Origin of the sequence: Enterococcus camelliae (genome assembly GCF_042685105.1) — a bacterium.
GTDB lineage: Bacteria > Bacillota > Bacilli > Lactobacillales > Enterococcaceae > Enterococcus_G > Enterococcus_G camelliae.
In genome coordinates, this window is record NZ_JBHUMO010000059.1 from 23,872 (window position 1) to 34,960 (window position 11,089).

The 11,089-nt window shown below is 38.1% G+C and carries 12 protein-coding genes; 3 read left to right on the forward strand and 9 right to left on the reverse strand.

The window, feature by feature from the left end:
- Positions 1 to 5: 5 nt before the first annotated feature.
- Together ACFSR0_RS10230 and ACFSR0_RS10235 are read right to left on the reverse strand one after the other, a co-directional pair.
- On the reverse strand, positions 6 to 752 hold the full coding sequence (locus ACFSR0_RS10230) for a tyrosine-protein phosphatase (protein WP_379982471.1): 747 nt from the start codon (positions 750 to 752) through the stop codon (positions 6 to 8).
- A 15-nt stretch (positions 753 to 767) separates the two neighbouring features.
- The gene (locus ACFSR0_RS10235; protein WP_379982473.1) at positions 768 to 1,286 is read right to left on the reverse strand and encodes a pyrophosphohydrolase domain-containing protein; all 519 of its coding nucleotides are present in this window, start codon (positions 1,284 to 1,286) and stop codon (positions 768 to 770) included.
- 157 nt (positions 1,287 to 1,443) lie between these two features.
- Between ACFSR0_RS10235 and ACFSR0_RS10240 the strand changes: the two genes are divergently transcribed.
- Together ACFSR0_RS10240 and ACFSR0_RS10245 are read left to right on the forward strand one after the other, a co-directional pair.
- Positions 1,444 to 2,001: a DUF1836 domain-containing protein gene (locus tag ACFSR0_RS10240; RefSeq protein ID WP_379982475.1), complete on the forward strand. Its 558-nt coding sequence runs from the start codon at positions 1,444 to 1,446 to the stop codon at positions 1,999 to 2,001.
- A complete protein-coding gene (locus ACFSR0_RS10245) occupies positions 1,994 to 2,848 on the forward strand; it encodes a DegV family protein (RefSeq protein WP_379982477.1) in 855 nt (284 codons plus the stop codon). The genes ACFSR0_RS10240 and ACFSR0_RS10245 overlap by 8 nt, the downstream gene beginning before the upstream one ends.
- Before the next feature lie 84 nt (positions 2,849 to 2,932).
- On the opposite strand, the gene ACFSR0_RS10250 is transcribed toward ACFSR0_RS10245, so the two are convergent.
- From ACFSR0_RS10250 to ACFSR0_RS10280, 7 genes are all read right to left on the reverse strand, one after another.
- Positions 2,933 to 3,319, reverse strand: a complete 387-nt coding sequence (locus tag ACFSR0_RS10250) for a YbgA family protein (RefSeq protein ID WP_379982479.1) — start codon at positions 3,317 to 3,319, stop codon at positions 2,933 to 2,935.
- A complete protein-coding gene (locus ACFSR0_RS10255) occupies positions 3,316 to 3,504 on the reverse strand; it encodes a hypothetical protein (protein ID WP_379982481.1) in 189 nt (62 codons plus the stop codon). Before ACFSR0_RS10255 ends, ACFSR0_RS10250 begins: the two co-directional genes overlap by 4 nt.
- A gap of 68 nt (positions 3,505 to 3,572) precedes the next feature.
- Positions 3,573 to 4,676 carry a hypothetical protein gene (locus ACFSR0_RS10260; RefSeq protein ID WP_379982483.1) on the reverse strand — a complete coding sequence of 368 codons (1,104 nt, stop codon included), beginning with the start codon at positions 4,674 to 4,676 and terminating at the stop codon, positions 3,573 to 3,575.
- 224 nt (positions 4,677 to 4,900) lie between these two features.
- Positions 4,901 to 5,266: a bacteriocin immunity protein gene (locus tag ACFSR0_RS10265; protein WP_379982485.1), complete on the reverse strand. Its 366-nt coding sequence runs from the start codon at positions 5,264 to 5,266 to the stop codon at positions 4,901 to 4,903.
- A 389-nt stretch (positions 5,267 to 5,655) separates the two neighbouring features.
- Positions 5,656 to 7,509 carry an ABC transporter ATP-binding protein gene (locus ACFSR0_RS10270; protein WP_379982487.1) on the reverse strand — a complete coding sequence of 618 codons (1,854 nt, stop codon included), beginning with the start codon at positions 7,507 to 7,509 and terminating at the stop codon, positions 5,656 to 5,658.
- A 12-nt stretch (positions 7,510 to 7,521) separates the two neighbouring features.
- Complete coding sequence (locus tag ACFSR0_RS10275; RefSeq protein ID WP_379982489.1) at positions 7,522 to 9,912, reverse strand: ABC transporter ATP-binding protein; 2,391 nt, start codon at positions 9,910 to 9,912, stop codon at positions 7,522 to 7,524.
- Between the two features lie 14 nt (positions 9,913 to 9,926).
- Positions 9,927 to 10,622 carry a TetR family transcriptional regulator gene (locus ACFSR0_RS10280; RefSeq protein WP_379982491.1) on the reverse strand — a complete coding sequence of 232 codons (696 nt, stop codon included), beginning with the start codon at positions 10,620 to 10,622 and terminating at the stop codon, positions 9,927 to 9,929.
- A 234-nt stretch (positions 10,623 to 10,856) separates the two neighbouring features.
- Here ACFSR0_RS10280 and ACFSR0_RS10285 point away from each other — a divergent pair.
- On the forward strand, positions 10,857 to 11,089 hold a 233-nt coding region (locus ACFSR0_RS10285), incomplete at its 3' end, for a helix-turn-helix domain-containing protein (protein ID WP_379982493.1).

The following is an 11,089-nucleotide window of genomic DNA, read 5'->3' on the forward strand; positions in this document are numbered from 1 at the left end:
TTTTACTAATCCAAATACAAAGCTTGCAAGTCTTTTTGATCTTGAGTACTTAGTAGCAACGCTTCCTTCGCATACTCTTGCATACTGCCATATTTCGTTTCAATCAATTGATACGCGTGATCCAAATAACTGGCCGATACTTCCATCGCAATTTTGACACCTGCAATTTGCTGTTTGGTCGCTCCTTGTTTCGCCAACTCAGCAAACATGCTCTCATTTGGTTTTGCCCGCTGGATATTTGTTTGCAAATAATCTTGATAAATCGCGTCACGGGAAATTCCTAATAATTCTAACGCATAGACAGTCGCCATTCCTGTACGATCCTTGCCAGCAAAGCAATGGAACAACACGCCCCCGGTTTCTGTTGCGAGCAATTGCTCAAAGTATTGGCGATATCCTCTTTGAGCTCCTTCATTCATCACTAAATTGGTATAAATCTGCTTCATGTGACGATCGACAGCTTCTAATTCTCCTGCTTGCAACAATGCATCCATACTGGCATTTTCTTTGACATCTTTCATAATATCAATCCATTGGTAATCAATGGTGTGTAGCGCATCATCTGGCCGTTTTTCCAGTTCGTCTTCACTACGCAAATCAATCACTTTTGTCAGTTGATGTTGAGCTAAAACTTTTTTCCCTTCTTCGTCTAGTTGCACCAATTCTCCTGAGCGCAAAAGACGATTGGGTTTGATGACTTTGTCTTCTTTTGTTTTTACCCCACCTAAATCTCGAAAATTCACTAAATTCATGCGATACCTCCTGTATTATTCTTCCTCTTTTTGCATACGTTGGCGATTTAATTCCGCTTTTATCCGTGGTTCTGGGGCGTATTGCTCCTCCCAACCACTTGGTTTTAAAATTTTATGTGTCTTTTCATCATAATGAGGTTGACCATCAGGAAACATTTTCCCCATATTTGCATCATGAACAATTGCAAAGAGCGGTTCTGGGTTGACACCCATGAGGACAAACGATCCATAGGTAAAATACAGTAAATCAATTAAAGCATCCACCTGTCCAACCAGTACATCTTCAACCGGTTGATGTTTGGTTTGAATCTTTTGAACCGCTTCATCGATTTTTTGATGAAGGCCATCAACCAATGATTCGAATACCTCAGGTTGATTATTCGCTGTTGCATAAAGCAATTCAACGATCTCCTCTATTTTAAATCCTGCGCGGTTCAACATCTGTTCGGCTTGAAAAGCCTGCGGTATTTGACTTCCTGGTGCATCAAATTTTTGATGAAATGCTTGAACTTTTTCAAATGGTGTCTGTGACATGTTCTATTTTGCCTCCCTTTCTTTTGACTAGGTTGTTATCAATCTATCACATTTTTGGCAAAAAGTAACATCTTTTCAAGCAACTTATTTCGTGCTATAATTTTATCTAGTTTTAATAACTAGATAAAATTATTATTGAAATAAAGAGGATGCGTTTATGGAACAGATACATGAAAAACTATTAGCTTGGGCAGATGAATTACAGTCTTTTCATTTGCCTAAATGGGAAGAATTACCTGATTTAGAATTGTATATGGATCAAGTTTTAACCGTAATCGACAAATACCTTTCACCGGTAATTCAATCAGAAAAGCATCCATTGCTAACTGCAGCAATGGTCAATAACTATGTCAAATTGCACATTATTCCCGCACCAATTAAAAAAAAGTACAACCGTAAACACTTGGCCTTTTTATTGGCCATTACTTCGCTCAAGCAAGTGCTAACAATCAATGAAATTCGAACAGGGATCCTTTTTCAAGGGAAGCAGGTCGGCATTCGCAAGGCCTATGATCTGTTTTGTTGCGAGCAAGAAGAAGCCATTCATTTTATCAAACAGCAAATTGATGGGCCTATCCGTTTGGAAAAACAAGCAACCCCTTTGGAATTAATTGCAGTAAAAGCAGCCACTCGCTCCTTTGCAGAGAAACTGCTCGCCGAAAAAATGATTGAACTGGAACAACAGTATTTAGAGAAGGTGGAAAAAAGTGAATAAAGAAAAAATAGCTGTCTTAGTTGACTCAGGTACGGATTTGCCTACTGCATATAGTCAATTACCCAATGTATATACGATACCCTTACAAGTTATCTACAAAAATCAAGTATACCGTGACAAAATAGATATTACCCCAGAAGAAGTCTACAAACGATTACCAGAAGAAATTCCTTCTACTTCGCTGCCAGCGGGATCAGAAATTGCTAAAGTACTGACCAAAATTATGACAGATGGTTATGAAAAAATCATCGCCGTCGCTATTTCAAGCGGATTAAGTGGAACGTATAACGTTTTACGATTGCTCGCCGAAGATACAGAACTGGAGATGTTTGTCTTAGATACCAAAAACATTGGCATCGCCGCTGGACTACAAGCCATCCATGCGATTGAGCTGATTGATGAAGGCAAGTCTTGGCATGAAATCAGCCAGCAATTAGAAAAAGACGTCCCTAAAACAAAGATATATTTCAATGTAGCTACGTTGGAATATTTACAAAAAGGGGGCCGGATTGGCTTGGTTTCCTCCTTGATTGGCACAGCTTTGCGTCTGTTTCCAACTATCTCCTGTAATGAAAACGGGATTTATTATACCGTTGCTAAAACACGTGGAAGAAAAAAAAGCCTCGAACACTTACTTACGCTTCTAAAAAAAGATATTGGCACACATGTCAGATACCGCATCGCGATTGCCCACGGGGATGCGTTAGAAGAAGCGCTGTGGCTCAAAGGACTAATCGAACACACTTTTCCGACAGTTGAAAAGATTTTCTTTGATACAATCTCACCTGCCTTAGTTGTCCATACAGGTCCAGGATTGATTGGACTGGGCGTGCAAGTACTCGATTAATCGTCTATGAATTCTTAATAAAAGAACATGTTTCAGATGGATCCGGAAAGATTAACCGGAAAATCGAAAACATGTTCTTGTTGTTTATTCGTCAAACCATCGCATCTTTGCTAGATACGCATCTGGATAGGCTAACTGGAGTGATTTTAGAAAACGTGGCATCTCCTGGATGATTCGGTTTTCATCCTCTACTAATTGTTGAAACATTTGCTTTTCTTCGGGCGTTGCACGCTTTTTAAAGTATCCCCAGATATGTTCCGCAACAACACGGGTTGTCTTTGAGGTAGGGGACACTTCTTCTAAAGAGGCCAAAATCGTTGCATAGTGCACTTGCTTTTCATCAGACCACTGATTATTCTTGGCCAATTGTCGAATAGCATTGTATGCTTGTTGCGACCTTCCCATCACCCAATATTTATTTTGTGCCCAAGATTTTTGAAATTCTTGTAACCCTCGATTTTCATCATTCATATTCTTTCACTTCCACTTTGTTCGCACGCCTGATGGTCCAGCCAATCAATCCCAATCACCCCACCGATGACACTTGAAATTTGGCGAAAAGTGGCTAAACTACTTGTGATTGCACGATTGCCTATAATCTGTTCTTGCGCTTGAAATAATTGTTGCAATGAAAAACCTTGAATATGACCGGCCAAAACCCCAACATGAGGACAAATTGATGCGTGATGGCTCCTTTGTTTTGAGTCACTTTTTTTACAACTAATTATTGTTCTTTATGAAGCGTCGTTGTTGCCAAGTATTGGCGATTTAACCAAAGATTCAACAAGAACAGACCATAGCTGAAAAATAGAAATCCCTCAAAAATGCGTTTCTCAAAAAAGACCGTACAAAATCCCAAGAAAAGAATGCCAAATAGAGCCCCCTCAAAATAATTGCCCAAGCGTCTCACCAAAAATGAGAAACTAACGGTTGCACCCAACATGCCTACAGCATAGGGTCCATATAATAGCCAAGCAGTGGACGCTTGACCATAACATTGACTAACATAGATTGCTCCAAAAAGAATCAAATAATTTCCCAAAACACCATTGAAAAAACAAAGGACATTTATGCTTTTAGCCACTTTCCATTTCGTTCGCTGATTTTTTGTCTGAATAAAAAACAAGAAAAATAAGATACAGAAACCGAAAAGAGCCAATTCAATTTCTCGTTCAGAGTTGACCAATCGTCCAATCCGAAGAAGAAAAATCAACGCCCCCATTCCCAAAAACAACAAACTTTCCTTCTTAGAAACAAGTGTGTTCCATTCTTTAACGGATAGTCGTTGCACTTTCTCCCGCTGAATTGCTTCACGAATATACTGAAACCCAATAAGATAGAATAGGAAATAAAGAGCAAAAGACAACGTAAATCGCCAAGCACCGGCGATTGATAGACCGCCTAAAAGAAGCACAATCCCGATACTAAGCAAACTATAGTGAATTGTGACTTCTTTGTTAGGTTGATAGTGATTCACTGTCAGGTTGGCGATTGCTAGCCAGGATGAACTTAACCCAATCAATATTCCTGCAACAACATAGTATCCAAAGAAAAAGGTCCCCAACATTGCAAAAAATGTACCCATCAGACCAGATAGAAGCGCTAGCCGCCCGATGTCAACACTTGAAACAACTGATTTGGCTTCGTTGATAAAGAAAATCCCCACAAGCTGTACAGTATAAAAACAACCGAAAGGCAAAACTGAAAGCAACAAGTGACCATCACTCAAGCCTAAAAACAATATAAATGGCACAATATTTAAGGTATTCGCTAATAAAAATACATTCGTTTTCCCATATTTGTAACAGAAAGAGTTGATTGTCTGCATGTTTCCCTCCAAATAATTATTTTTTTCAAACTTATTTCCGTTTATCACTTTCCTCATTTTTTCATATCCAAGAAAAACAGGCAAGAATTTAATGATCTTTTTCCAACCATTCACCAACTACTTTCCCCTTTTATTCGTGGCTACTCTTTTTTCCTTTTTACAACAAAAAAGTTGAAAACACTGTAAACACAGTCTTTCCAACTTCATTTTTTATTATTCACAAATCAATGACGTGGGACGGATTCACCAAAGCGATAAAATTGTGATTTATCCGAAAAATTGGCCATATATTGACTATTCCAACCTGCTCGTTGGCCAATGACACCCAATGCCATCATTGCTTTTTCCTCCTCCTCTGGAAAATGTAGCCGACCTTTGATTGCCATACTACGAATGTAATTCACCATGTGGTTGATTAATACCTCAGGATCTTTCGCTTTATCTAACGTTGCGTGGACTTGATGCAAAACATCGATAATATCTAGTAACTCCGGCGATGGTTGCTTTCTTTCTTGTAATTGCGTTACTAATTTTATAATCTCTTGTTTCGCTTGCTCACAAAGCAATTGCTTTTCCACATTTTTCTTCATTTTTGCACCTCTCTCACTCTCTCAACTAGATTATTCCTCTTCCTTAGTACTTTTGCAACTAAGTAAATTCCCAATAATCGAACCATGATGTAAAAAACTATCTGCATTCGTACTTAATGTAAAAAAATTGAAATCTTTTTTTCAAAATGCTTCTTAGCCAATTATTCAATTCTTGCTCTACTAATCAAAAAAAAGCAACCTATTCTCAAAAGAATAAAGTTGCAATTTATCTAGTAAAAAATCCGTTGAAACCCATCGATCGTATGGTTAACGTCCAAATAGTCTACGTAATTGGACGTTAACTCTTTTCATTGACGAGATGTGATTTTAGTGAAAAATTGTGCAGAGTCTCCCCTATTTGATACACACTAAAATTAAAAATTCTATTTTTAACCGGCTAATTCTTCAAATTGTGAATTGTAGAGAGCTGCATAATAGCCGTTTTGAGCCAATAATTCTTCGTGTGTGCCTTGTTCTTTGATATCCCCATCTTGCATGTATAGAATCTTATCCGCATCTTTGATAGTAGATAACCGATGTGCAATAACGAAAGAAGTACGACCAGCCATTAAATTATTCATTGCTTGTTGAATCAAAACTTCTGTTCTGGTATCAACAGAAGAAGTCGCTTCATCGAGAATTAGAATTGGTTTATCTGCCAAGATTGCTCGTGCAATTGTTAATAATTGTTTTTGACCTTGCGAGATATTGGACGATTCTTCATTTAAAACCATATTGTATCCACCAGGCAATGTTTCAATAAAGTGATGCACATGAGCTGCCTTTGCAGCTGCGTAAACTTGCTCATCTGTTGCTTCAAGATTCCCATAGCGCAGGTTTTCCATGATGGTTCCTTTAAACAGCCAAGTATCTTGTAACACCATCCCAATATTGGATCGTAAATCCGCCCGATTGAAATCTTTGATATTGTGCCCATCAATTTTAATTGCACCGGAATTCACGTCATAAAAACGCATTAATAGTTTGACCATTGTTGTCTTACCGGCCCCTGTTGGACCAACAATTGCGATTGTTTCACCAGGATTGATATGACTCGAAAAATCATTGATAATAATTTTATCTGGCGTATAGCCAAAGTGAACATTTTCAAAGTCCACTTCACCGCGAACGCGGCCGATTTTCACCGGATTTTCCACCGTTTGTGCTTCTTCTTTTTCATTCAAAAATTCAAAAACACGTTCCGCCGCTGCGGCCATTGATTGCAACATATTAGATACTTGTGCCATTTGAGCAATTGGTTGTGTCAAGTTCCGCACATATTGAATAAACGCTTGGATATCACCAACAGTAATATTGCCATTATAGGCAAAAATTCCTCCGACAATCGCTACTGCCACATAACCCAAGTTCCCAACAAAATTCATGATTGGTTGCATCAATCCAGATAAGAATTGTGATTTCCATGCAGATTTAAAAAGAATTTCATTTTGTTTGGTAAATTCTTTCAAAGCATTTTCTTCATCATTAAAGAGGTGTACGATATTGTATCCACCCACTGTTTCTTCTACCTGTCCATTGATTTTTCCTAAGTATTTTTGTTGTGTTTTAAAATGTTTTTGCGAGAATTTCACAACAAACAAAATTAATACTAAAGAGATGGGAACAATTAAAATAGCAACTCCTGTCATTTGTACAGAAATTGAAAGCATCATGACGATGACTCCAATAACGGTGAACGTAGAAGTTATTAATTGTGTAATTGATTGGTTGAGTGACTGACCTAATGTGTCCACGTCATTTGTAATACGCGAAAGCACCTCACCTGTTGTTCGACTTTCAAAATAATTCATCGGCATGCGATTAATTTTTTCAGAAATCTCTTTTCTCATTCGATAGGTAATTTTTTGAGTAATACCTGACATCACCCATCCTTGAATAATTCCAAAAATGGATGCTACTGCATACAAACCTAACATGAATAAAAGAATTGAACCAATTTTATCAAAATTAATGCCACCAGTTCCTTGATACTTTTTGATTAATCCATTAAATAATTCGGTGATGGCTTTTGATAAAATTTTTGGACCCCAAATATTAAAGATTGTGGATGCGCCAGCAAATATCATGACCATAAAAATAGCCAATTTATACGCACCCATGTAGGACAATAGTTTTTTCATTGTTCCCTTAAAATCTTTTGCTTTTTCAACTGGGCCCATTCCGCCTCTAGGACCCATGCCTCGACCACCTCTAGGACGGCGTGGTTGTTTTTCTTCTGCCATTTTCTTCGCCTCCTATTCTGCTTCCAAGCCTAATTCTGCATTGCTTAATTGTGATGAAGCAATTTCTTGGTACACTGCTGATGTTGCCATTAACTCCTCATGTGTTCCTTGAGCGACTATTCGACCTTCATTTAAGACGATAATCTTGTCAGCATGCAAAATAGTCGAGATTTTTTGGGCAACAATCAATTGTGTAATGCCTTCCACATGTTTGGCTAATGCACCACGTAGAGCGACATCCGTTTTGCTATCCAAGGCAGAAAGAGAATCGTCTAGGATCAAAATTTTGGGCTCCTTAGCAAGTGCACGTGCAATGGCCAAACGTTGTTTTTGTCCTCCAGATACATTGGTACCACCTTGTGAAATTTCCCGTTGATATCCAGCTTCATTGGATTGAATAAATTCTTCTGCTTGAGCGATCATTGCAGCTTTTTTCATTTGTTCATCCGATATTCCTTCAGTATTTCCAAATTTAATATTTGATTCAATATCACCTGAGAATAACACACCTTTTTGAGGAACAAATCCAATCAATTCATGCAACTTATGCAAGCTCATTTTACGAATATCTACGCCATCAATCGTTATGCTGCCTTCTGTTACATCAAACATACGAGGTACTAGGTTAACAATGGTTGATTTTCCAGAACCAGTCGAACCGATAATGGCCGTCGTTTGACCAGGATTGGCCGTAAAATTAATATGGTGGAGAACATCTTCTTTTGCTTCTGGATAGCGGAATGACACCTTTTCAAATTTCACAACACCTTGAAAGTCTTGTTGATCTTGAGGTTGTTCAGGATCATTAATAGTAGGCTTCGTTGCCAATACTTCATCCACACGTCCTGCAGAAACATTTGCACGCGGCAAAATAATGGAAACCATCGATAACATCATAAAAGCCATGACAATCAACATGGTATACGTAATGAAGGCCATCATATCACCAACTTGTAATTTTCCGGCTTCCATATTGTGGCCACCAACCCAAACAATCAAGACCGAAACACCATTCATCAAGAGCATCATCACAGGGAACATGATGGACATCGCACGATTGACAAACATTTGGGTTTTCATTAAATCTTTGTTGGCACCATCAAATCGCTTTTCTTCATATCTTTCACGTGAAAATGCTCGGATGACAGGCAACCCAGTTAAAATTTCCCGGGAAACCAAGTTCACTCGGTCGACCAATGTTTGCAAACTTTTGAATTTTGGCATCGTTGTTCCTAATAACGTCAAAACCAATAGTAATACGGCTCCCACAGCTACACCAATAATCCAACCCATTCCAGTGCCTGTTTTGTATACGTGATAAATCCCGCCAAGTCCCAATATAGGTGCGTACAAAACTAAACGGATAATCATGACTAATCCTAATTGAATTTGTTGAATATCGTTTGTGCTACGCGTGATTAAAGACGCTGGTGAAAATTGATCCATTTCAGCATTCGAAAATTGTAATATTTTCCGAAACTGGCGTTCGCGCAAGTGTTTTCCTACTGCTGACGAAACAAGGGCGGCAATTAGACCAACTAAAATTGAGGCAATTGCAGAGATAAAGGTCAATACGACCATTTCTGTTCCTTTTTTTATCATATAGTCTGTTTGAATCGTCTTCGTATTAACATTTAGCGCTTTGTACTCTGCTAAAGTCACTTGGATGCCGACTGTCTTAAGGGAATCCTCACCCAAGTCACCTAACTCTTCTTTCGTTGACTTTCTTGCTGCCAATACTTTTTCTGGCATTGCATCGTTTGTCTTTTTGATCTCATCGGCTAGTGTCTGAGCTTGCAAACCAATCGTTTGGGCTTGTTCCCCAAGTTCCTTTGCCTTGGCAGCTTCACTTTGGGCAGTGGCTAAATCCCCTTTTGCTGCCGCTGCTTGGGCTTGTTCTCCAGCAACTTTTGCTTGGGCACCTAACGTTTGAGCCTGTGTACCCAAACTTTTTGCTTCTTGCCCTTTTTTGCCCAAAGCTTGGTAATCCTCTAAAATAGTTTTGGCGGAATTTTCTTTTTTCATATTTTTTGTCTGAGAAGAAGCCAGCATAAACATAGGAAGTTCAAAGATTTTTGATAATTTTTCTTTGCTCATTCCTTTTTGCAAGTTTAACTGATAGACCGTCACTTTTTCACCTTTGATGGTCTCAGTTGTTTTTTTATAATTTTCTTTAATCGTTTGTTTCTCAGCATCGGTCATAAATAGTTCGATTGCTGAGAGTGTGGATTCACGGATTTTATCTGGAGCAACTTCTTCCAGACCTCCTTGTTGGATACCAACATCCACAATGTCAGAGGTAATACTAGGCAATGATAAATCACTATTTGCCTGAACCACTAACAAAAGTAAAGCAGCCAAAATGGCATACCAATATTTCCCTAGATACTTAAATAATTTCACTTTTGCAACCTTCTTTACTTATTATTTTCTTGTGTCACGGTTGACTCATGGGCCGATTGGCAAGCACCTGACTTTATCCAACTGATTTTCCGCTGTAAGTCTTTTATGCTTTGATTGACATCATAATGCTCATCCTCTGCTAAATGACGATAGGCTTCAATAATTGTTGAAAAAACACTATGCATCAACATATGAAGCAACATCCTCAATTCATGAGTATCTTCAATTTTCAGATTGGATTGATCAATATATGCCCACATCTTTTGCTGATCCTTCATGTGTTGTTCTCTTTGAATACGCGCATCCAATTTTCGACTGGGACTCATTTCTGGTGAGACCTTATTGAAAGAATGATAATCCATATTCATAAATAGATTTCGATAGAAACTTGCATGTTTATCCTTCAATACATTCGTAATCATTTTCTCAGAGAAACACTCAAATCCCGAAAACAAATCACCATCGTGTTGCTGAATAGTAGTTAGTAAATCTCGAAAACTGGATTTGCGTAAATTATTAAAGTAGTAATAATACAAATCTTCCTTATCTTCGAAATACTGATAGAAACTGCCTCGCGGAATTTCAGCATCTTTTACGATATTCGAGATAGAAGCATCTTTTAAAGGATGTTTTGAAAATTCTTTTTCCGCAGCTTTCATAATGCGTTTCTTTTTTCCCTCCGTTAAATGGAAAAACGTTTCTTTTGGCACATTCTCACCCCTTTATTTACAACACAGCACAAAAATGACACAATGTCATATGACATTGTGTCATTTAGAATACGCTCATTTCGTTTCTTTTGCAAGAGAAAAAACCTTAAACTTATTTAAAAAAAATTGCAGGTAAGTTGTAAAATGAAATGCATAAAGAAATAAACAAAAAAAATCATGTAGATACGTTATACTTAAAAGCGACAAAACCATAAGTATGAAAGAGGTATCTACATGACTAAAGCCAATTATACCACAGAAAATCGTCACTTTAAGCACCTTTCTGACATCCAACGTGGAAAATTAGAACAAATGGCAAAATGTGGCACCTATACACAAGCTGAAATGGCGTGCGAATTAGGTGTCAGTCAATCGACTGTTTCCCGCGAATTGAGACGCGGAAAAACGCGCCAACTTGACTATCAACGTAACTACTACGAACAGTATATCGCGGTCTCAGGTGCACG

Bases quoted from the DNA above. Each gene is read 5' to 3' on its own strand.
- ACFSR0_RS10270 (WP_379982487.1), bottom strand. From the start codon at position 7,509: ATGGCAGAAGAAAAACAACCACGCCGTCCTAGAGGTGGTCGAGGCATG.
- ACFSR0_RS10265 (WP_379982485.1), bottom strand. From the start codon at position 5,266: ATGAAGAAAAATGTGGAAAAGCAATTGCTTTGTGAGCAAGCGAAACAA.
- ACFSR0_RS10240 (WP_379982475.1), top strand. From the start codon at position 1,444: ATGGAACAGATACATGAAAAACTATTAGCTTGGGCAGATGAATTACAG.
- ACFSR0_RS10250 (WP_379982479.1), bottom strand. From the start codon at position 3,319: ATGAATGATGAAAATCGAGGGTTACAAGAATTTCAAAAATCTTGGGCA.
- ACFSR0_RS10235 (WP_379982473.1), bottom strand. From the start codon at position 1,286: ATGTCACAGACACCATTTGAAAAAGTTCAAGCATTTCATCAAAAATTT.
- ACFSR0_RS10260 (WP_379982483.1), bottom strand. From the start codon at position 4,676: ATGCAGACAATCAACTCTTTCTGTTACAAATATGGGAAAACGAATGTA.
- ACFSR0_RS10230 (WP_379982471.1), bottom strand. From the start codon at position 752: ATGAATTTAGTGAATTTTCGAGATTTAGGTGGGGTAAAAACAAAAGAA.